The 21,237-nt window shown below is 35.4% G+C and carries 21 protein-coding genes; 18 read left to right on the top strand and 3 right to left on the bottom strand.

The genetic code is table 11. The features are described from left to right. Positions 1 to 3: 3 nt before the first annotated feature. The 8 genes from xylA (at position 4) to ACMGE9_RS03730 (ending at position 10,085) form a co-directional block, all read left to right on the top strand. Entirely contained in the window at positions 4 to 1,311 is a 1,308-nt protein-coding gene (gene xylA / locus ACMGE9_RS03765; RefSeq protein ID WP_414043926.1) for a xylose isomerase, read from the top strand. Between the two features lie 78 nt (positions 1,312 to 1,389). Continuing rightward, a complete protein-coding gene (xylB, locus tag ACMGE9_RS03760) occupies positions 1,390 to 2,889 on the top strand; it encodes a xylulokinase (RefSeq protein ID WP_414043925.1) in 1,500 nt (499 codons plus the stop codon). A 16-nt stretch (positions 2,890 to 2,905) separates the two neighbouring features. After that, positions 2,906 to 4,252, top strand: coding sequence for a sugar porter family MFS transporter (locus ACMGE9_RS03755; protein WP_414043924.1), 1,347 nt, complete (start codon positions 2,906 to 2,908; stop codon positions 4,250 to 4,252). A 12-nt stretch (positions 4,253 to 4,264) separates the two neighbouring features. Continuing rightward, a complete protein-coding gene (locus ACMGE9_RS03750) occupies positions 4,265 to 5,230 on the top strand; it encodes an aldose epimerase family protein (protein WP_414043923.1) in 966 nt (321 codons plus the stop codon). Positions 5,231 to 5,338: 108 nt separating this feature from the next. After that, positions 5,339 to 6,181 carry a BglG family transcription antiterminator LicT gene (licT, locus tag ACMGE9_RS03745; protein WP_414043922.1) on the top strand — a complete coding sequence of 281 codons (843 nt, stop codon included), beginning with the start codon at positions 5,339 to 5,341 and terminating at the stop codon, positions 6,179 to 6,181. A 185-nt stretch (positions 6,182 to 6,366) separates the two neighbouring features. Beyond that, on the top strand, positions 6,367 to 8,238 hold the full coding sequence (gene ascF, locus ACMGE9_RS03740) for a PTS cellobiose/arbutin/salicin transporter subunit IIBC (RefSeq protein WP_414043921.1): 1,872 nt from the start codon (positions 6,367 to 6,369) through the stop codon (positions 8,236 to 8,238). Then, positions 8,238 to 9,668: a 6-phospho-beta-glucosidase gene (ascB, locus tag ACMGE9_RS03735; RefSeq protein WP_414043920.1), complete on the top strand. Its 1,431-nt coding sequence runs from the start codon at positions 8,238 to 8,240 to the stop codon at positions 9,666 to 9,668. The genes ascF and ascB overlap by 1 nt, the downstream gene beginning before the upstream one ends. A gap of 93 nt (positions 9,669 to 9,761) precedes the next feature. Beyond that, on the top strand, positions 9,762 to 10,085 hold the full coding sequence (locus ACMGE9_RS03730; RefSeq protein ID WP_414043919.1) for an antibiotic biosynthesis monooxygenase family protein: 324 nt from the start codon (positions 9,762 to 9,764) through the stop codon (positions 10,083 to 10,085). Positions 10,086 to 10,127: 42 nt separating this feature from the next. Here ACMGE9_RS03730 and ACMGE9_RS03725 read toward each other — a convergent pair whose 3' ends face one another. Beyond that, positions 10,128 to 11,315: an amidohydrolase gene (locus tag ACMGE9_RS03725; RefSeq protein WP_414043918.1), complete on the bottom strand. Its 1,188-nt coding sequence runs from the start codon at positions 11,313 to 11,315 to the stop codon at positions 10,128 to 10,130. Positions 11,316 to 11,595: 280 nt separating this feature from the next. Between ACMGE9_RS03725 and ACMGE9_RS03720 the strand changes: the two genes are divergently transcribed. The 3 genes from ACMGE9_RS03720 (at position 11,596) to ACMGE9_RS03710 (ending at position 13,450) form a co-directional block, all read left to right on the top strand. After that, a complete protein-coding gene (locus ACMGE9_RS03720) occupies positions 11,596 to 12,108 on the top strand; it encodes a DUF805 domain-containing protein (RefSeq protein ID WP_414043917.1) in 513 nt (170 codons plus the stop codon). 119 nt (positions 12,109 to 12,227) lie between these two features. Continuing rightward, positions 12,228 to 12,809, top strand: a complete 582-nt coding sequence (locus ACMGE9_RS03715) for a hypothetical protein (protein WP_414043916.1) — start codon at positions 12,228 to 12,230, stop codon at positions 12,807 to 12,809. 113 nt (positions 12,810 to 12,922) lie between these two features. Then, positions 12,923 to 13,450, top strand: a complete 528-nt coding sequence (locus ACMGE9_RS03710; RefSeq protein ID WP_414044440.1) for a YdhK family protein — start codon at positions 12,923 to 12,925, stop codon at positions 13,448 to 13,450. A 45-nt stretch (positions 13,451 to 13,495) separates the two neighbouring features. Here ACMGE9_RS03710 and ACMGE9_RS03705 read toward each other — a convergent pair whose 3' ends face one another. Beyond that, entirely contained in the window at positions 13,496 to 13,678 is a 183-nt protein-coding gene (locus ACMGE9_RS03705) for a hypothetical protein (protein ID WP_414043915.1), read from the bottom strand. Positions 13,679 to 13,933: 255 nt separating this feature from the next. Between ACMGE9_RS03705 and ACMGE9_RS03700 the strand changes: the two genes are divergently transcribed. The 6 genes from ACMGE9_RS03700 to ACMGE9_RS03675 are packed head-to-tail and all read left to right on the top strand — an operon-like array spanning position 13,934 to position 19,544. Next, a complete protein-coding gene (locus tag ACMGE9_RS03700; RefSeq protein ID WP_414043914.1) occupies positions 13,934 to 14,896 on the top strand; it encodes a LacI family DNA-binding transcriptional regulator in 963 nt (320 codons plus the stop codon). A gap of 1 nt (position 14,897) precedes the next feature. Beyond that, positions 14,898 to 15,761, top strand: coding sequence for a ribokinase (rbsK, locus tag ACMGE9_RS03695; protein ID WP_414043913.1), 864 nt, complete (start codon positions 14,898 to 14,900; stop codon positions 15,759 to 15,761). Between the two features lie 5 nt (positions 15,762 to 15,766). Next, positions 15,767 to 16,162, top strand: coding sequence for a D-ribose pyranase (gene rbsD, locus ACMGE9_RS03690; RefSeq protein ID WP_414043912.1), 396 nt, complete (start codon positions 15,767 to 15,769; stop codon positions 16,160 to 16,162). Positions 16,163 to 16,173: 11 nt separating this feature from the next. Continuing rightward, the gene (locus ACMGE9_RS03685) at positions 16,174 to 17,658 is read left to right on the top strand and encodes a sugar ABC transporter ATP-binding protein (RefSeq protein WP_414043911.1); all 1,485 of its coding nucleotides are present in this window, start codon (positions 16,174 to 16,176) and stop codon (positions 17,656 to 17,658) included. Further along, positions 17,651 to 18,592 (top strand): ABC transporter permease subunit, encoded by a 942-nt coding sequence (locus ACMGE9_RS03680; RefSeq protein ID WP_414043910.1) that lies wholly within the window; start codon positions 17,651 to 17,653, stop codon positions 18,590 to 18,592. The genes ACMGE9_RS03685 and ACMGE9_RS03680 overlap by 8 nt, the downstream gene beginning before the upstream one ends. A 37-nt stretch (positions 18,593 to 18,629) precedes the next feature. Continuing rightward, complete coding sequence (locus tag ACMGE9_RS03675) at positions 18,630 to 19,544, top strand: D-ribose ABC transporter substrate-binding protein (protein WP_414043909.1); 915 nt, start codon at positions 18,630 to 18,632, stop codon at positions 19,542 to 19,544. Between the two features lie 174 nt (positions 19,545 to 19,718). Here ACMGE9_RS03675 and ACMGE9_RS03670 read toward each other — a convergent pair whose 3' ends face one another. Next, a complete protein-coding gene (locus ACMGE9_RS03670; protein WP_414043908.1) occupies positions 19,719 to 20,147 on the bottom strand; it encodes a hypothetical protein in 429 nt (142 codons plus the stop codon). 144 nt (positions 20,148 to 20,291) lie between these two features. Between ACMGE9_RS03670 and ACMGE9_RS03665 the strand changes: the two genes are divergently transcribed. Next, on the top strand, positions 20,292 to 21,188 hold the full coding sequence (locus ACMGE9_RS03665; protein ID WP_414043907.1) for a carbohydrate kinase family protein: 897 nt from the start codon (positions 20,292 to 20,294) through the stop codon (positions 21,186 to 21,188). Positions 21,189 to 21,237: the final 49 nt, after the last annotated feature.

The following is a 21,237-nucleotide window of genomic DNA, read 5'->3' as shown; positions in this document are numbered from 1 at the left end:
ATCATGACTTATTTTGAAAATGTTGAAAAGATTAAATATGAAGGTACTAAGACGGAAAATCCATTTGCTTTCAGACATTATAATGCGGAAGAGGTTGTATTAGGTAAACCGATGAAAGATCATCTTCGTTTCGCTGCTGCATATTGGCACACAATGACGCAAGATGGTTCAGATCCATTTGGTAGCGCAGTAAACACGCGTAACTGGTTTGACGAAGATCCAATGCAAACAGCTAAAAACCGCGTTGATGCTTTCTTTGAATTCATGGAGAAGATGGGGATCGAGTACTTCTGTTTCCACGATGTAGACGTTGCGCCTGAGGGTGAGTCTTTACAAGAATTTTACGATAATTTAGATGTGATTACAGATTTAATTAAAGAGAAAATGGACCAAACAGGTATTAAATTATTATGGAATACAGCAAACATGTTCTCACACCCACGTTATAACAACGGTGCTGCTTCTACAAATAATGCAGATGTATTTGCTTTCGCTGCAGCACAAGTGAAGAAGGGTCTAGATATTTCTAAGAAATTAGGCGGAGAAAACTACGTATTCTGGGGTGGACGTGAAGGTTACGAAACATTACTTAATACGGATATGAAATTTGAGCAAGATAATATTGCACGTTTCTTCAAAATGGCAGTAAAATATGGTGAAAAAATTGGTCACAAACCTCAATTCTTATTAGAGCCTAAACCAAAAGAACCTTCAAAACACCAATATGATTTCGATGCTGCAACTACAATAGCATTCTTAAAACATTATGATTTAGAAGGCGACTTCAAATTAAACTTAGAAGCGAACCATGCGACTTTAGCGGGTCATACGTTTGAACATGAATTAAGTGTTGCAAGAAGTTATGATGCATTAGGTTCAATTGATGCCAACCAAGGCGACTTATTATTAGGTTGGGATACTGACGAATTCCCAACAGATGGATATGCTGCAACGTTAGCAATGTTAGAAGTTGTTCGTAATGGAGGATTAGCGCCAGGTGGTATTAACTTTGACTCTAAAGTACGTCGTTCTTCATTTGAAATGGATGATTTAATCTTAGCGCATATCGCGGGTATGGACACATACGCACGTGCTTTAAAATCTGTAGAAAAATTAATGAACGATAAATTCTTTGATAAATTAATCGATGAGCGTTATGAAACATTTAAATCTGGTATTGGTCAAAGCATTGTTGAAGATAAAGAGGATTTAGAATCATTAACTGAGCATGCTTTAAGTTTAGATACAGTAGAATTAAAATCAAGCCATATCGAGTTAGTTAAATCTAAATTAAACGATTATTTGGTGTAATAGATATAAAAAAATAGCGTCTAACTATTTAAAGAGATATTTAGATAGTTAGACGCTTTTCATGAGGAGTGAAGATGCGTGAGCTATGTATTAGGAATAGATTTAGGAACAAGTAGCTTAAAAGGGATATTGATGAACAAAGAAGGCAAAGTGGTTGCTGAAAGCAGCAGTGAATATCCACTCGATACACCGAAAGTAGGATATTCTGAACAACATCCTGATTACTGGATCTTGGCATGTGAGAAAGTATTAACAGAGATTTCATTACACGTTGCTGACTTCGGCAAGGAACTTTCTGCGATTAGTTTCTCAGGTCAAATGCATTCTCTTGTAGCATTAGGAGAAGATCATCGTCCAGTGTATCCAGCAATTTTATGGAATGATGTGCGTACATCTGAAGAATGTAATATCATTGCTGAGAAGTTAGGGACACGTTTATTTGAAATTACAAAGAACCGTGTATTAGAAGGCTTTACATTACCGAAGATCTTATGGTTACAACGCCATGAACCTGAAACGTGGGCTAAAGTAAGAAAGATTATGATGCCTAAAGATTACTTGGGTTACTGGTTCACAGGTGTTTATTATACGGAATATAGTGATGCGGCTGGTACGTTACTATTAGATGTGGATGCAAAATCTTGGTCACAAGAGATGATAGATGCATTTAATATTGATGCTGATATACTACCAACACTGCACGAATCATTTGGTTGTGTAGGAAAAGTGCGTGATGATATTAAGTCACGTTTTAATTTAGAACGTGATGTAAGCGTTTACACAGGCGGTGCAGATAATGCATGTGCTGCTTTAGGTGCTGGGTTATCAAGTGATACTGGATTAGTTTCTATTGGAACAAGTGGTGTATTCAGTGCAATAGAACCTGAAGCGAAGAACTATGAAGGACAACTCCATTTCTTCAACCACGTGATTCCAGATCAATACTATTCTATGGGTGTGACACTCGCAGCAGGGAATTCACTCAACTGGTTTAAGAATACCTTTGCGAAAGGTTTAGACTTTGCAACGCTATTAAATGAAATCTATACCGTTAAACCAGGATCAGATGGATTATTATTTACACCCTACATCGTTGGAGAACGTTCACCACACTACGACAGTCAAATTCGTGGTAGTTTCATTGGTATTGATACACATCATGAACTGAAACACTTCTCAAGAGCTGTGCTTGAAGGGATAACATTTAGTTTAAAAGATAGCCAAGTAATTTACGAAGGATTAAACGCTGGTAATGTGAAGCGCTTAATTTCAGTTGGCGGTGGTTCTAAAAATCCAGACTGGATGCAAATTCAAGCAGATGTCTTCAACAAGGATATAATACGTTTAGAAGTAGAACAAGGTCCTGGCCTTGGAGCATGTATGATTGCAGCAATAGGAGAAGGTTGGTTTGCATCAGCAGACGAAGCAATTGAGGCATGGGTTGTATACAAATCAGCAGTATTCTCACCCAATGAAGCAAACGTAAAATACTATGAGAAGGTATATGCAATTTGGCAAAAAGCATATAACGATACTAAAAACATGAGTCATGCACTACAAAAAATAATTCAAAAATAGAGAATGAGGGATTAGGATGAAATTATCAAAATCAATGATATTCTTCTTCGGCGCTTTAGGTGGCCTATTATTCGGGTATGATACGGGTGTCATCGCCGGTGCTCAAATATTCATTCAAGAAGAATTAAAATTAAGTGAGTCTCAAATAGGGTTTGTAGTAAGTTGTGTATTAATCGGTGCTGTAGTTGGTGCAATATTAATTTCACCACTCGCAGATAAATATGGTCGTAAGAAGATGATGATGGTTACAGCTTCAATCTTCTTTATCGGAGCAATCGGTTGTGGATTAGCACCTGACGTTACAGTATTAAATATTTCTCGTTTATTCTTAGGGGTAGCAGTCGGTGGTGCGAGTGCGTTGGTTCCAATGTATTTAGCGGAACTCGCACCTGCTAAAGATAGAGGACGATTAAGTGCGTTAAACCAATTAATGATTATGATTGGGATGTTAATTGCATACATTGCCAACTACGGATGGCAAGACTCTCCAATAGGGTGGCGATTAATGTTAGGATTTGCAGCGGTACCAGCTTTAATTCTATTCATCGGCGCATTATTATTACCTGAGTCACCTCGTTTCTTGGTGAAGAATGGGAAAGTACAAGAAGCAATGGATATATTAAATAACATCTTAACAAGGGATGAAGCAGCAAAAGAAATTCATGACATTGAAGAACAAAATAAACAAGCAACAGGGACATTCAAAGACGTATTTGCGAAATGGACACGTCCAGCACTAGTTGTAGCCTTTGGTTTAGCGATCTTACAACAATGGATGGGGTGTAATACAGTCTTCTATTATGCACCACGTATTTTAATGAGCGGTGGCACAGATGCTTCAACCGCGATTAAGACTCAAATTCTATTAGGTGTATTCTATGTCATTGTTACTGTGATTGCGACAATATTCATGGATCGCTTTAAACGTAAAACAGTCTTAACTGCAGGAGCGCTTGCGATGGGGGCATCATTCTTCGCACTTGCCTGGGCATTTCAACATGAAGCGGGTAAAGAAGGATTCCATCTCTTCACATTTATCTTTATTGCAACATATATTTCTAGTTTCTGTGCAACGTGGGGACCAGTGATGTGGATTATGATTGGTGAAGTATTCCCACTTAAAATCAGAGGTTTAGCAGTAGGGATTGCGTCACTCGTGAACTGGGTAGCGAACTGGACAGTATCAGTCAGTTTCCCCGTCTTACTTACAACACTAGGAGATAAATTACTATTTAGCATCTTCGGTGTCTTCTGTATCATTGGTGCGATCTTTGTTAAATACTTTGTATTTGAAACACGTGGTTATACATTAGAACAAATTGAACACGCATTAGTTGAGAACAATACGAAATCTTTACATTAAGGTGTGATGAACATGACGAAACATTTATTTAAAAGGTATTCTATTGAAAATAACAATGGTATTGCCATTGAATTATCAGATTTAGGAGCAACGATTACAAAGATTCTAGTTCCTAAAAACAATCAGAGATATGATGTAGTCCTTGGATTTGATGATGATAGTGCATACTTTGATTATCCAACATGTTACTTCGGTGGCATTATCGGAAGAGTAGCAAACCGAATAGCTAAAGGAACATTTGAACTAAATGATGAACGTTATCACATTGAAACGAATGAAGGCAATAATACGTTACATAGTGGTAATGATGGCTATCAACTAAGACGTTGGGAAGTCGTATCAAGTGCATCCAGCACGATTACTTTTAAACTTGTCAGTCCACACCTGGATCAAGGATTTCCCGGGGAATTAAAGTTAGCCGTGACATATACAATTACCGATGATAATGCTTTAACAATAACTTATCATGGTGAAAGTGACAGACCAACTGTGTTTAATCCAACCAATCATAGTTACTTTAACTTAAATGGACACGATTCCGGAAGTGTTATGAAACATCGATTATGGATTGATAGTAGACAATATTCAGTATTAGATAATGAAAGCATTCCAAAAGGTCATGCAGATGTATTGAATACACCGATGGACTTTTCGACTGAGAGCGTAATTGGAGAACAACAAGCTTCAGGCTTTGACGATAATTATATTCTCAATCATCGTAGCGCAAATAAAGTGGCAACGCTGATAGGAGATCAAACAGGTATTGCAATGGATGTATTTACTGATATGCCATGTGTGCAACTATACACAGGAAATGGTTTAGACAATGTACCAGGGAAAGATGGAGTAATTTATGATCAGTTCGCTGGTGTATGTTTAGAAACACAATTTGAACCCAACAGTGTGAATTCAGAAAGCCCACCATTAATTGATGGTGAAAAGATTTATAGAACGGTTTATCAGTTTAGAAATTTATAATTCAAAAAGTCCAGAAGATATTCTGGGCTTTTTTAAAACAACAATTGATAATTTTTATATAAGTATGGCACAATAAGATTACGAATCTGAGGGTGCCGAGGTGAAGCTATGAAGATCAATAAAATTATCAATAACAATGTCATCAGTGTGATTCAAAATAACCAAGAACAGGTGGTTATGGGTAAAGGTATTGGGTTCCAAAAACAAGAGGGTGATATTGTTGAAGCGTCAAAAATAGATAAAATTTTCGAACTCAGTAACCAAGAAATTTCTGAGCGTTTCAAAACTTTACTAATTGAAGTACCAATCGAGGTAGTACAAGCTGTAGAAGCAATTATTGATATGGCAAAAGTGGAATACAATAAACAATTAAGTGATACGATTTATGTGGCGTTAACAGATCATATTAATTTCGCGATTGAACGTAAGCGTGATGGTATGGAGATCAAGAATGGTTTGTTATGGGAAATCAAGAAGTTTTATCACACTGAGTATGAGATGGGGCGTCGTGCACTAAGTATTGTTGAAGAAAAGTTGGATGTACGTTTGTCTGAAGAAGAAGCGGGCTTTATCGCCATTCATTTGTTGAATGCAGAAAATAATAACTTGGCAGATTATAATCAAGTGACTGAGATGGTTCATAATATTTTAAGTTTAGTGAAGTATCATTTTAGAATTAATTTTGACGAAGAGAGTTTAACGTATTTTCGATTTGTTACCCATTTGAAGTTTTTAGCGCAGCGCATTTTTATGAAACAGGCATTTAATAATGGAGAAGTAGAGTTATACGAGATTGTTCGGCTCAAGTATCCTGATGCGCACAAGTGTGTCAAGAAGATTGATAATTTTCTGAGTAAGAAATACAATCATGAGATGTCCGTTGAAGAGTTATTATATTTGACAATTCATATACAAAGATTAATAAACAGAAATGAAAGCGTTGACAATTAGAAATTGTGTGTTATATTTATGTGGAGAAAACAAAATAAACAATTAATTGTTTAGGATTGTAACTGTTCGGCAGGCGAGACCTAAATCATTAATAGACGTACCTTATGGGATATTTATGTCTATTTATGATTTAGGTCTTTTTTTGTTGTATTGTTACTCAAAAATTATGAAGGCGAGTGAATACCATGTCAAAAGATCGAAAAATGGCGAGTGAGATTTTAAACAGCATCGGTGGAGTAAGTAATATTAAAAACTTAACGCACTGTATGACGCGTCTACGTTTCGTGTTGAAAGATGAGTCAAAGGCAAACGATGAAGTTGTTACAAATATTGATGGCGTAATGGGATTACGTAAACAAGGTGGTCAATATCAGGTAATCGTTGGAAACAATGTAGCAGCAACTTATGCTGAGTTAATGAAACTTGGGGTGAGTGGTGGTGCGAAGAGTAGTGAACCAGTAGAGAAAAAGAAATTAACTTTTAAACAAGTAGGTATTAATATTTTAGATGCCATCATTGGTACAATGAGTCCATTAATTCCAGCTATCATCGGTGGATCTATGATCAAATTATTAGCGATGATTTTAAATATGACGGGTGTGTTATCACTTGAGAGTTCTACTTATAATATTTTAAACACCATTGGAGATGCACCGTTCTTCTTCTTACCTATGCTTGTTGCAGTATCTGCTGCTAGAAAGTTCAATAGTAACGTATTCTTAGCACTGGCTGTTGCAGGTGTTATGGTTCATCCAGTATTTATGGATATTATGTTGAAAGCATCAGAAGGTAAAGATGCAACATTCGTATTTGTCCCAGTTATGTCAGTTAAATATACGTATACAATTATTCCAGCAATCGTAATGACTTGGTTACTTAAATACATTGAAGATTTCGCAGATCGCATTACACCGGTTGTAATGAAGAACTTCTTAAAACCAATGTTGATTTTATTAATTGCAGCACCAATAGCAATTATCGTAGTAGGTCCAATCGGTATTTTAATTGGTACAGGTTTATCACAAATTGTATTCTGGGTACATGATCAATTAGGTTTCTTAGCTGTAGCTATCGTTGGTGCATTATGGCCATTATTAGTAATGACAGGGATGCACCGTGTATTTACACCAACAATCGTTCAAACGATTGCAGAAACAGGTCAAGAAGGTATGGTTATGCCATCTGAAATCGGTGCGAACTTATCTCTTGGTGGAGTTTCACTTGCAGTAGCCTTCAAAACTAAAAATAGTGAACTACGTCAAACTGCTTTAGCGGCAGCATCATCTGCAATTATCGCAGGAATTACTGAACCTGCTTTATACGGTGTTGCTATCCGTCTAAAACGTCCAATGATTGCTTCAGTCATCACAGGATTTATCACCGGTGCAGTAGCAGGACTTGCTGGACTAGCAAGTCATTCTATGGCAGCACCTGGTTTATTTACGAGCGTTCAGTTTATTGATAAAGATGATCCAATGAGTATCGTTTGGGTAATCGTTGTAATGGCATTATCAATCGTGATTTCATTCATCTTAACATTATTAATTGGATTTGAAGATATTCCAGAATCTGAAGATGAATTATTAGATTTAGGAACTAACGAAAATATCGTTGTAGCAGCACCAGTAGAAGGTACAATCAAACCTATCTCAAGTGTGCAAGATGATGTATTTAGCAGAGAAGTTATTGGTAAAAGTATCGCAATCGAACCAACAGGTAACACAATTTATGCACCCGTAACAGGTACAGTGACTTCAGTATTCCCAACGAAACATGCGATAGGGATAACAGGTGATAACGGGGTAGAAGTATTAATTCATGTCGGTATTGATACTGTAAAATTAAACGGTGAACCATTCACTTCAAACATTGCACAAGGTGACCGCGTGACAACAGGACAAGTCATTGGTACATTTGATTTAAAGAAAATTATTGAAATGGGCTACGATCCAACAACTATTTTAGTTGTTACAAATTCTGATGATTATAGCACGATTAATTCATTTGCTAAGGAAGAAGTAGTCGCAAATACTTCAATTTTAGGAGCGATTAAATAATGACAGATTTTATTTTTCCAGAAGGATTTCTATTTGGTGGCGCAATTGCTGCAAACCAAACGGAAGGCGCTTGGAATGAAGGTGGCAGAGGTTTAAGTAATATTGATTTAATACCGCATGGTGCAAATCGACAGTCCGTAAAGCTTGGAAAAGTACCTCATCCAACATTAGTACCAGGTGAATATTATCCAAGTCATACAGGTATAGATTTTTATCATCGTTACGATGAAGATATTGCTATGCTCGCTGAAATGGGATTGAAAGTATTCCGTACAAGTATTTCATGGAGTCGATTGTTCCCAAATGGTGATGAAATGACACCTAATTCAGAAGGTATTGCGTTCTATCATAAGATATTTCAAGCTTGTCGCAAACACAATATGGAGTTACTTGTAACACTTGCACATTTTGATATTCCAATGTATTTAGTCGAGCATTATCAAGGTTGGAAGAATCGCCAAACGATAGACTTCTTTGTAAACTTTGCTGAAACATGCTTTAAAGAATACGGTCAATACGTCAAATATTGGATTACATTTAATGAAATTAACGTTGTATTACACAGTCCGTTCTCTGGGGCGGGACTATACTTTGAAGCGCATGAAAATAAACAACAATTGTTATATCAAGCAGCTCATCATATGTTAGTGGCCAGCAGTAAAGCAGTGCATGCAATGCGTGAATATGCACCATCATCTCAAATCGGATGTATGATTGCTGGAGGTAGTTTCTATCCGTATAGTTGTGACCCGGAAGATGTATTTAAAGCAATGCAAGACGAACGTAACAATACATTCTTTGTTGATGTGCAAGCGAAGGGGAAATATCCATACTATATGGACAAATTCTTTGAGGAAAACGGTATTGTGATTGAACAAACTGAAGATGACATAGTATCATTTAAAAATACAGTAGACTTTGTTGCATTTAGTTACTATGCATCCAGAACTTCAATTGCTGATATATCTAAAGTTGAGGCAAATGAAGGCAATATTATTGTGTCAGCAAAGAATCCATATCTTAATACAAGTGAATGGGGATGGGTGATTGATCCGTTAGGTTTACGTATTACGATGAATCATATATACGAACGCTTTGAGAAACCGTTGTTTGTAGTAGAAAATGGACTCGGTGCGAAAGATGAAATTGAAGCGGATGGTAGCATCAATGATGGTTACCGCATAGATTATATGAAACAACACATACAAGCAATGCATGCAGGTATTCAAGACGGGGTACCATTGATTGGATATATCAGTTGGGGTGTCATTGATTTAGTCTCAGCTTCAACTGGCGAAATGAGTAAACGTTATGGCATGATTTATGTGGATAAAGACAATAGTGGAGAGGGCACATTAGAACGTCGAAAGAAAAAATCGTTTGAATGGTATAAACAAGTGATTAAAGATAATGGAATAGTAGAAAGATAATTTAGAACGAGCATCCAAATCAGTTAATGATTTGGTTGTTCGTTTTTGTATTGCATACTACATTTGATAATATAGTATCAAAGGAGTGATTTTATGATTACAGTAAATATTTATTACACAGGTAGGAACGGTAATGCACGTAAGTTTGCAGATGAAATGGCAAAGACAGGTATCGTAGACAGAATTAAAGCGCAACCTGGGAATACGCGTTATGAGTATTTTATTCCGGTAGATGATGCTGAAACTGTATTATTGATTGATAGTTGGGTGAGTCAAGACGCAATTGATCAGCATCATGCTTCTCCGATGATGGCAGAGATTACTGAACTCCGTGAGAAATATGATTTACGAATGAAAGTAGAACGTTATGTTTCAGATGAATTAGGCGAACATGATGCGAAGTTTATAAGAGAATAATAGAAAAAGAGATTGTGCTGTTTAACACAATCTCTTCTTTGTTTATGCCATTCTATTCAACACAACTTCTGCCAATGACTTCGCACATACCATCATTGAATCTTCATTAATCATAAATTTCGGATGATGGTTTGGATATGGTGTTTCAACACCTTCTGGCTTTGCTCCGACGATGTAGAATGTCCCAGGTGTCTTTGTTAAATAATATGCAAAGTCCTCTGAACCTGATAAGGCTTGTCCTTCAACGACTTCTTCGAAATAACTACCTTCACTTTGTTTGAATATTTCTCGTAAGGCATTGGTTTGTTCAGGATGATTGTAGAGAACAGGATAATCAAATTTATAATCTAGATTTACTTTAACGCCAAACGTCTTCTCTAATCCTTCCACTTGATTCTTAATTTCCTGATATGCTGGTTCTTTCGAATCTTCGTTTAAGTAACGTACAGTCCCTCTTAACGTCACTTTGTCTTGAATGACGTTGTATCCACCTGGTGCTTCAAATGCACCAACGGTTACAACGACAGATTCTCTTGGGTCCATGCGTCGAGATACGATAGTTTGTAACTGCGTGACTAGATATGCGCCCGCTACTAACGCGTCATTTGATGTTTGTGGTAATGCCGCATGTCCACCTTTCCCTTGAATTTCGATATCAAAGTTTGAGCGTCCAGCATAGGTTTCTTTTTCGTGAATTTCAATCTTACCTTGATCCACAAATGGGAAGACATGAATACCGTATACTTCATCTAGATTATCTAATATACCAGATTCAACAATACCTTTCGCCCCACCAGGAGGTACTTCTTCTGCATGTTGGTGGATGATTCGAATCGTTCCTGAAAGCTTAGCTTTCACTTCAATTAATGACTCAGCCAGAATTAACAAGTAAGCAGTATGCGCATCGTGACCACAGGCATGCATCACGCCTTCATGCTCTGATTTAAAGGCTACATCTGCTTCTTCTTGAATCGGTAATGCATCGAAGTCAGCTCTTAATCCAATTGTTTTTCCTGGATTGCCGCTCTCAATATCCACGATTACTGCATGTCCACCACCAACATTGGTATGCACTGTAACATCTTTATCCTTATAGAAGTCTTGAATGTATGCTGATGTTTTTTCTTCGTGAAAAGACAGTTCAGGATGTTGATGTAAGTAGCGGCGAATCTCTAACATACGCGATTTTTTCTGATCTAAAGCATTGAATAATGTATCTTTTAGTGTCATATGTGTAACCCCTTTCAACTTTTCTTTAGCATACCAAATCTTCAAAATTTGATGTTGTTGGAAGGGTTCTGTTCAAGATATTGTAATGAATCACTTATTTTAATGTCATGATGAAATGACAAAGTGAGGTTACTCACATATATGAGTACTTTAATTATTTAATCATCAGATTCTTACTCAATTGGATTAATTAATTTATTGAGATACCCGTGATGAATATCTCATCTTATTAATCATATTTCATATTATAATTAAGATGAAGAAAGTGGAGGTGATAATCGTGTTTAAGCGTATGAAAGAAATGATTACATTCCAAGGACGACTCACACGACCGCAATTTTTGATAGGACTATTAATCAATGCCCTGTTGCTAGTTATCATCGTTGTGCTGAGTATTATCGGTGCTTTATATTCATTTGATTACTTCGTTCAAGCGTTCGGAAAGTCAATATCTTTTATCTTTATTATGGAAGTTATTGTTGCAGGGATTATAGGCATAATACTATTTTGTGCACTTTTATTGCCATTACTAATCATGACAGCATCACTCATTATACGTCGCACGCGAGATACACGATTTCACTGGATATGGTCACTGGGTCTATATATCTTACTGATCTTAATCAATCTCTTTAATACATTTGGCATACCAGGAGGATCAAAGGAATTGAATACGTTTCTGCATACAGATAATGGGGACAGTCTCACAATGATATTAAACATCATCATCACGATGTGTTTGTTCTTTATCTTATTACAACCATCGAGAAAAAATAATGAAGAATTATCTTGAAAAAATGAGCGATATGATTTATTAAGTAAATACTTTTTTATTACTTAAATAATTAAAATATAAGTTAAATATATGTTAAAATAATTGTGAACTTAATTTTATGGACGGGAGTTTTATCGATGAAAAAATATTTATCAGTATTTGTCGCATTATCAGTATTATTAACAGGGTGTGGCGGTCAAGAGGAAGAGAAAAAAGCTGAATCGCCGAAGAAAGAAGTAAGTGAAACGAAAAAAGAAGAGGCTAGTAAAGCAGAAAAAGCGAAAGAAAAAATCGCTAAAAACAAAGAAAAAGAGAGCGATAAAAAATCTACTGAACCAACATCGACAGAAGAGACTGCACAACAACCAGCAACAGTGGAGCAACAAACAACTGAACAACCTGTAACTCAGGAACCAGCAACGCAAGAAGTACCGACACAACAACAGCCAGTGTCTGACGAGCAGGTGAACAATAATCAACCAACGGAGCAACAACGATTAGAATTCTGTAAGGGAATAAGAGGTGGCATTCCTGAAGCTTGTCGCACACCGGCAATTCTAGAAGCTGGTAATAAAAAAGGTGCTATTGAACGTCAGGCATCTGCAGATTTAGAAGCAGGTTTAATTACTCAAGAACAATATGATCAAAAGCTACGTGAGGCAACAGAAGTTATGAATCAAGCTTGGCTACAAGAATACGGTGTGAATCCGGGACAATAATAGGTGATTTAACTCAGTGAATATAACAGTCATTCATTGAGTTTTTTCTATCAATTGACATATACCCATATAGGGTATATTATGTAGTCAAATGAAGGGACAGGAGTGGATATATTATGAACAAATTAATTGCAATTATAGCTAGTACAGGTATCTTACTTTCAGGTTGTGGGGATTACAAAGAAGCAAATCATGATGAACATGCCCATATGAATCATAATAATGAAGTAACACCTAAGAACATGGTGAAAGCGACAAACCCTAAGTATAATGTTGGTGATGAAGTAAAGATTACTGAGGAACATATGCCTGGTATGAAAGATGCAGAGGGAAAAGTTAAAGAAGTTTATTCGACTTACGTGTACGAAGTGAGTTATCAACCTAAGAATGGTGATAAGAAAGTTGAAAATCATAAATGGGTAGTAAATGAAGAGTTGAAAGATGCACCTAAGTCAGGATTCAAAAAAGGTGAGAAAGCTGAGATGGCAGCTAATCATATGGATGGTATGAAGGGTGCTGAGGCAACTATTGATGATGTTAAACAAACGGATGTTTACGTGGTAGATTATAAAGATACTAAAACTGATAAACTAGTCAAAGATCATAAATGGATGACTGAAGATGAGTTATCAAGTAAATAATAAAGTTAGTGTGCTGTATTCAAATGATACAGCACACTTGTTTTTTTAGGAAGATAATTTAGCTGAATCATTACTGAAATGCTTTATCAGCTTAGAATTTCCTGGTCTTTCTAGTATTTCTGATACAAATTTTTCTTTTATTGAATCAGATAAATTAAAATAACTTCCACGTGTCATCTCAACCTTAATTGTATTAGTTGCAAAGATTTCTTCTTTATCAAGTGTCAATGAATATCTCGGCGGTTGATCATGCGAATGACGATGAACAGCTTGATACCATTTGAGTCTTCCTTTTAATTCATCACATATGAAACTCTCTAGTAATATTTTCTCTTTTGACTATCTTTTTATCATAAATACTCCTTTAAATACAAATTTTAACTAATGTATCACAAAAAATATTTATATTCAATATTGCAAACGCTTACTTGTCGTGATACTATATGTGTAATCGGTTACACATTAATGTTTGGAGGGGACAGAATGCCAACTATCAAAGATGTAGCACGTGAATCAGGTGTTTCTGTTGCAACAGTATCAAGAGCTATTAATAATTCAGGATATGTTCATGAAGATACTTTAAAGAAGATTAATCGTGCAATTGAATCTTTAAATTACAAGCCGAATGAAACTGCAAGATCACTATACAATAAAAAGTCTAAAATGATTGGATTACTTCTTCCTGATATAACCAATCCATTCTTCACGCTTGTTGCTAGAGGTGTTGAAGATACTGCACTAGAGCATGGGTTTCATATTATTATCGGTAATAGTGATCAACAACCTGAAAAAGAATTAAGTTATATTGAAACTTTTCAGTTAAATAATTGTGTTGGTTTTATTTCATCAGCTTTGCAATATTTATATACTGATGACTCAATTAAGCATAATGGAATGCATCACGTTATGTTAGATCGTATTGAGGAAGGCGTAGTAACTGTTGAAGCGAATCATGAAAAGGGCGGAATACTGCAGGCAGAATGTTTAATGAATGCTGGTTGTAAAAAGATATTAGTAATTTCAGGCAACCCACAGTTCAGTTCATTTAATAAACGATTTGAAACAGCATGCAAGACGCTTAAGGATGCTGCATTAGCATTTGATGTATTAGAAGTTGCTGAAATAGGCAATTCATTACTTGATCAAATGAGAAGTGAATTATATGACGGTATAATATGTTGTAATGATATGTGCGCTATTCAAGTAATGGGGATATTACAGAACAACGGTATAAGAATTCCTAAGGATGTTAAAGTGATTGGTTTTGATGATATTCAAATGAGTGAAAGTTATTATCCGAGCATTACAACGGTCAGACAGCCTGCATATGAACTTGGAAAAGTAGCTTGTGAGAATTTAATTAATCTCATTCAAATGAAAGATATTGTGGAACACGTTGTGGTTGATGTTTGTTTAATAGAACGTAATAGTACGAGGAGAGATTAATATGAAAGATATTTATGTTATTGGTAGTATGTCTGTTGATTTAGTTACACAGGCAACAAGACTCCCTAAAAAAGGTGAGACGATTTTAGGAGAATCATTCTTCATGACAAATGGTGGTAAGGGAGCCAACCAAGCGGTTAGTGCTGCACGATTAGGTGCTAACGTTCGAATGGTAGGTTGTGTTGGAGATGATAGCTTTGCAGAAATGATCGTAAATAATTTGAAAGAAAATAAAGTTAATGTGGATTATGTGGAACCGATTACACATTGTGCAAGTGGTACTGCACATATCACGTTAGCTGATCATGATAATTCAATTATTGTAGTACCAAGTGCGAACGGAAAAGTTTCTGAAGCACTGGTAGATAAAGTGATGGAGAATATTTCAGATGAGAGTATCATTTTATTACAAAATGAAATACCTAAGTCAGTAATAGAATATATTATTGAAAAAAGCTTTGAAAAAGGTATTACAACAATATATAATCCAGCACCTTATATTGAAATAGACAAAAATTTATTATCAAAAGTATCTTATTTTACGCCAAATGAAACTGAAGTGAAAGACATGTTTGGAGAAGGTTTTGAAACACTGATTGCAGAATTCCCTAATCAAATGATTGTGACACTTGGTGATAAAGGCGCAACGTATTACGATGAGTCACTTATCAATATTCCAAGTATTAAAGCGAAAGTTGTTGATACAACAGGTGCTGGTGATACATTTAATGGTGCATTAGCAGTCGCGTTAAGTGAAGATATGGCACTCAGTGAAGCGTTAAAGTTTGCAAATCGTGCTGCTAGTATTTCAGTAGGCGGTTTAGGTGCTCAAGGCGGAATGCCATATAGAAAAGATATGGAGTGATTGATTTGTATAAGACAGGAACTTTAAACAGCGAGATTTCTAAAGTATTAAGTGATTTAGGACATACAGATGAAATTGTAATTGGTGATTGTGGTCTACCGGTACCAGAAGGTATAAAGAAAATAGATTTAGCACTAGTAAAAGGATTACCTAGTTTTATAGATGTATTAACTGAGATTGAACGTCATATGGTTATCGAACATATCACGTTAGCCAGCGAAATTAAATCAGCGAATACGAAAGTATTAACAGCAATTGAAAAGTTAATGGGTGATACTGAAACTAGCTATGTAACACATGAAGAATTTAAGGATTTAAGTAAACATGCAAAAGTTATTATTCGTACAGGTGAAGCAACGCCATATGCAAATATTATTCTAAGAAGTGGTGTTAACTTTTAGGGGGTGTTGAAATGATAGAAATGACAAATATCCACAAAGCATTTGGAGATAATAAAGTGCTTCAGGGAGTAGATTTTAGATTAAATAATCAAACGGTTCATGCGCTTATGGGTGAGAATGGTGCTGGGAAATCTACTTTAATGAATATTCTTACAGGGATTCATACGAAAGATCAAGGCGAAATAAAAGTAGATGGAAACATTGTAGACTATAAATCTCCTAAAGAATCAGAAGTAGCGGGCATACAGTTTATTCATCAAGAACTCAATGTTTGGCCAGAAATGACTGTTCTTGAAAATCTGTTTGTGGGTAAAGAAATTCGAAATAAATTTGGTAAATTAAATGAAAAGAGAATGAAGGAAGAAGCTAATAAAGTGTTTGAGCGATTAGACTTTAAATTACCTCTTAATAAAGTGGCAGGTAGTTGCTCAATAGGTGAGCAACAAATGATTGAGATTTCTAAAGCGCTAATGACAGATGCGAAAGTCATTATTATGGATGAACCTACAGCAGCGCTAACGGATAAAGAAATAGATAAATTATTTATTATGATTAATCAGTTAAAATCTGAGGGTGTTTCATTCGTTTATATCAGTCATAGAATGGATGAGATATTTACAATTTCAGATGAAATTACTGTTATGCGTGACGGTACTTCAGTAATGTCAAAACCAACCAATGAAACAAATTATAACGAACTAGTACATGCAATGGTTGGACGTAGCTTAGATCAACAGTTTCCTGACAGAACTGTATCACCTGGCGAAGTTATTCTGGAAGTTAAAAACTTGAGCAATGACATATTCGGAATGAGAGATATTCATTTCAATTTACGTAAAGGTGAAATTCTTGGTTTTAGTGGATTGATGGGTGCTGGACGTACTGAAATCATGCGTTCTTTATTTGGATTAGACAAGGGCTCTAAATCTATTCAATTAGAAGGAAAGAAGATTACAAATAATAATCCCCAAGATGCTATAAAACATGGTTTTGGCTTTATTACAGAGAATCGTAAAGATGAAGGGCTTGTATTAGATGCTTCAATTAAAGATAATATGACACTAGCAAATTTAAAAAGTTTCTCTAAAAATGGTGTTGTACTTGATAAACCACTTGATTTATTCGTAGATAAAATGCAAGAGAGACTTTCAATTAAATCAAATAAATCACTTGCAGTGTCATCTTTATCTGGTGGGAACCAGCAAAAAGTAGTACTTGCGAAATGGGTGGGTAACGGTCCTAAAGTACTCATTTTAGATGAACCTACACGCGGGATTGATGTCGGAGCGAAACGTGAGATTTATACATTAATGAATGAACTGACTGAACGAGGTATATCAATCATCATGGTGTCATCTGAAATGCCAGAAATCATTGGTCTAAGTGACCGTGTTTATGTATTACAAGAAGGAAAAATTACTGGAGAATTAAGCAAGTCTCAAATTTCACAAGAAAATATTATGACTCTTGCTACAGGAGGCGTTATCAATGGATAAAAGTTTAAACAAAAAAGGTAATATTATCGAACGATTAGGACCATTACTTGGATTAATTATTCTTGTTATTGTAATCACCGCTTTAAATAGTAGTTTTATAGCACCAAGCAATATTTTTAACTTATTAAGACAAGTTTCAATTAATGGCTTAATCGCTTTTGGGATGACTTTTGTAATATTAACAGGTGGTATTGATTTAAGTGTCGGATCAATCCTTGCATTATCGAGTGCTTTAACAGCATTAATGATTACGAGTGGGGTAGATCCTATTCTAGCATTATTAATTGGTGCATTAATTGGCGCAATTTTAGGAGCAGTAAACGGTATTTTAATTACTTTTGGTAAAATGGCACCATTCATTGCAACGTTAGCAACAATGACGATTTTTCGCGGCTTAACTTTAGTAGTGACAGACGGTAATCCTATCACAAACTTAGGCGATAATGTATTATTTCAAATGTTTGGTAAAGGATATCTATTGGGTATTCCTGTACCAGCCATCACAATGTTAATTGTATTTTTAGTACTATATTTTATTTTACATAAAACGGTATTTGGTAAAAATACGTATGCTATTGGTGGTAATGAAAAGGCCGCTTTCATTTCAGGTATTAAAGTCAATAAAGTGAAGATCTTAATTTATTCAATATCAGGTTTAATGGCAGCGATTGCGGGTGCAATATTAACTTCTAGATTAAATTCAGCGCAACCAACTGCAGGTACATCTTATGAACTAGATGCAATCGCAGCAGTTGTATTAGGTGGAACTTCTTTAACAGGAGGAAAAGGACGAATTTTTGGTACATTAATTGGTGTTTTAATCATTGGTGTACTCAATAATGGTTTAAATTTATTAGGCGTTTCATCATTCTATCAACAAGTGATTAAAGGTGTCGTGATTTTAATTGCAGTATTAATTGATAGAAAAAAATAATGGTTATTCAATAATAAAAATATAAGGAGTGTTATTTATGAAAAAGTTTTTAGCAATGATCTTAGTGATGGTATTAGCATTATCAGCATGTAGTTTAGATTCACCGACGAAAGAAAAAGAAGCGGGTAAAACAGATAAAGCAAATAAAGATATTACTGTTGGTGTAAGTTTATCGACTTTAAATAACCCATTTTTCGTTTCAATTAAAGATGCAATTGAAAAAGAAGCGAAAGCAAATGACTTTAAAGTAAAAGTAGTAGACGCTCAAGATGATTCAGCAAAACAATCAAATGACATTGATGATTTAATTCAACAAAAAGTAGATTATTTAATCGTTAACCCAACTGACTCAGCAGCCATTTCAGCTGCAGTAGAAAATGCAAATAACGAAAATATTCCTGTTATTACTTTAGACCGTTCTGTTGATAAAGGTGAAGTAACGCAATTCATCGCTTCAAACAACGTTGAAGGTGGGCAAATGGCTGGAGACTTTATCGTTAAACAAGTAGGTAAAAAAGCGAAAGTAGCTGAACTTGAGGGTGTTCCAGGTGCAAGTGCAACACGTGAACGTGGAGAAGGTTTCCATAAAGTAGCCGATAAAGAATTAGATGTCGTTACTAAACAAACAGCGAAATTTAACCGTGCAGAAGGATTAAATGTAGCACAAAACATGATTGAATCTCATCCAGAGATTAAAGCAATCTTCGCTCACAATGATGAAATGGCATTAGGAGCTATTGAAGCATTGGGGAATAAAGATATTTTAGTTGTTGGTTTTGATGGTAATGATGATGCTATCAAATCTATAGACAACAAAAAATTAGATGCAACAATTGCACAACAACCGGCTTTAATGGGTGAAACTGCAGTTAAATCTATTTTAGAATTAAAAGATGGTAAAAAAGTAGATAAAGAAGTTAAAGTGCCTTTAAAATTAGTAGAACAAAAATAAAAATCTAAATAAACGACCTTAGTAAGCGACAAATAGATTTTATCGCTTACTGAGGTCGTTTGAGTTTTCTTTATTAATAATCTGAGTTCTTCTTTGGCCAATTTTAATACTTATAGATCATGCTCACGATGATAACAATAGCATACATCAATAAATTCAAATATAAGTTCCTGGTTATACGATTTTGCTTGCTCTCATTTCACGTTTGAATTCAAAATAGCGTAACCATTTTCCAATAGCGAAAAATATAAAGACAACGAGCGTAGTGAAATGCGTTCTCATACCTGGAATGTTCGGAGGAGATAATTGAACTACAATATTACCTAAGCCAACTATAATGGCTAAACCAATTGTATAGGTTATGGCATCTTGAAGTTGCCATTTTTCAACTATCCATGCCTTTGCATTATTGTTTTCTAGATATCTCCTAATTTGTGTAATAGTATCAACATAACAGATAAGTAGCATCATAAGAAATGCATATACTGCAAATAATGTATACTTAGGAAAGTAAATATAGAACAGGACAACGGCAATAATCAACATACCAATCATGCTTACGATATAAAATTTCTTGTTATATTTTATATACCACGTGATCATGTCTACACCCCTTTTTTAATCATTTATATTATAACCTACAAATTAGTAAAGTAAAAGAAAATAGGATAAAATTGTATTTTTTAATTAAAGATTAAAATGTTAATTTGTTATAAAATATAAATAATGGAGTGAGGTGCTTAAATAATGAAATGTTTAGTAATCGGTTCGACAGTAGCAGATATAATGATTTACATGGATAAATTACCCACAAGTCAAGGAGATGAACATATTAAAGAACAAATGATGGCAGTAGGAGGATGTGCATTTAATGTCGTCAATGTGCTGCATCATTTGGAAATGGAGTATACATTTATTTCACCCATTGGCACGGGAATGTATGGGGATTTTGTGAGAAAAGAAATGAATCGATTAGGCATAAAAACGGATATTCATTTGGACGGAGAAAATGGTTGTTGCTATTGTTTTGTAGAAGAGAATGGAGATAGAACTTTCTTATCCCATCACGGAGTAGAGTATTCGTTTGATCCAGGGTGGTTAAATAATATAGCTCTAGATACTTATGGCTATATTTACGTATGTGGGTTAGAGATTGAAGAAGCGGATGGTGAACGTTTGATTGCATCTCTAAAATCAGCACGTGGGCAGATTATTTTCTGTCCTGGACCGAGAGGACAATTAATTGAGACAAATAGATTAGAGAACTTGTATCAATTATCACCCATTGTGCATGCTAATGAACAAGAGATAAAAGAACTGACGAAGAAAGCGACTTTAGAAGCAGCAATAATACAAATGCATGCTTGGACAAATGCACATGTCATTGTAACGACTGGGGAAATGGGTGCAACATATTATGATGGAGCATTTCATCAAGTCTCAGGATTTGAAGCAACAGTTGTTGACACAATTGGCGCTGGAGATAGCCATGCTGGTGGCGTGCTCGCCGGACTCAGTCAAGGTAAAGCCTTAGGTGAAGCCATTCAATTTGCTAACCGTGTATCGAGTAAAGTCGTAGGGGTGCATGGTGTGCATTTGGAACAAGCGGTTTATGAAGGATTGAGAAATGAATTAAATAGTTAATGACATATTACACTCATCTGTGAAATAATAAAGAGACATATTACGAATG

The sequence above is a fragment of the Macrococcus animalis genome (assembly GCF_047425875.1).
In the GTDB taxonomy this organism is placed as follows: Bacteria; Bacillota; Bacilli; order Staphylococcales; family Staphylococcaceae; genus Macrococcoides; species Macrococcoides animalis.
This window is presented reverse-complemented; position numbering and strand designations above follow the sequence as displayed.

Coding starts and splice junctions, on each gene's coding strand:
- ACMGE9_RS03755 (WP_414043924.1), top strand. CDS start 2,906: ATGAAATTATCAAAATCAATGATATTCTTCTTCGGCGCTTTAGGTGGC.
- ascB (WP_414043920.1), top strand. CDS start 8,238: ATGACAGATTTTATTTTTCCAGAAGGATTTCTATTTGGTGGCGCAATT.
- ACMGE9_RS03665 (WP_414043907.1), top strand. CDS start 20,292: ATGAAATGTTTAGTAATCGGTTCGACAGTAGCAGATATAATGATTTAC.
- ACMGE9_RS03675 (WP_414043909.1), top strand. CDS start 18,630: ATGAAAAAGTTTTTAGCAATGATCTTAGTGATGGTATTAGCATTATCA.
- ACMGE9_RS03725 (WP_414043918.1), bottom strand. CDS start 11,315: ATGACACTAAAAGATACATTATTCAATGCTTTAGATCAGAAAAAATCG.
- ACMGE9_RS03730 (WP_414043919.1), top strand. CDS start 9,762: ATGATTACAGTAAATATTTATTACACAGGTAGGAACGGTAATGCACGT.
- xylA (WP_414043926.1), top strand. CDS start 4: ATGACTTATTTTGAAAATGTTGAAAAGATTAAATATGAAGGTACTAAG.
- rbsK (WP_414043913.1), top strand. CDS start 14,898: ATGAAAGATATTTATGTTATTGGTAGTATGTCTGTTGATTTAGTTACA.
- ACMGE9_RS03685 (WP_414043911.1), top strand. CDS start 16,174: ATGATAGAAATGACAAATATCCACAAAGCATTTGGAGATAATAAAGTG.
- licT (WP_414043922.1), top strand. CDS start 5,339: ATGAAGATCAATAAAATTATCAATAACAATGTCATCAGTGTGATTCAA.
- ACMGE9_RS03670 (WP_414043908.1), bottom strand. CDS start 20,147: ATGATCACGTGGTATATAAAATATAACAAGAAATTTTATATCGTAAGC.
- ACMGE9_RS03750 (WP_414043923.1), top strand. CDS start 4,265: ATGACGAAACATTTATTTAAAAGGTATTCTATTGAAAATAACAATGGT.
- ascF (WP_414043921.1), top strand. CDS start 6,367: ATGTCAAAAGATCGAAAAATGGCGAGTGAGATTTTAAACAGCATCGGT.
- ACMGE9_RS03680 (WP_414043910.1), top strand. CDS start 17,651: ATGGATAAAAGTTTAAACAAAAAAGGTAATATTATCGAACGATTAGGA.
- ACMGE9_RS03715 (WP_414043916.1), top strand. CDS start 12,228: ATGAAAAAATATTTATCAGTATTTGTCGCATTATCAGTATTATTAACA.
- ACMGE9_RS03700 (WP_414043914.1), top strand. CDS start 13,934: ATGCCAACTATCAAAGATGTAGCACGTGAATCAGGTGTTTCTGTTGCA.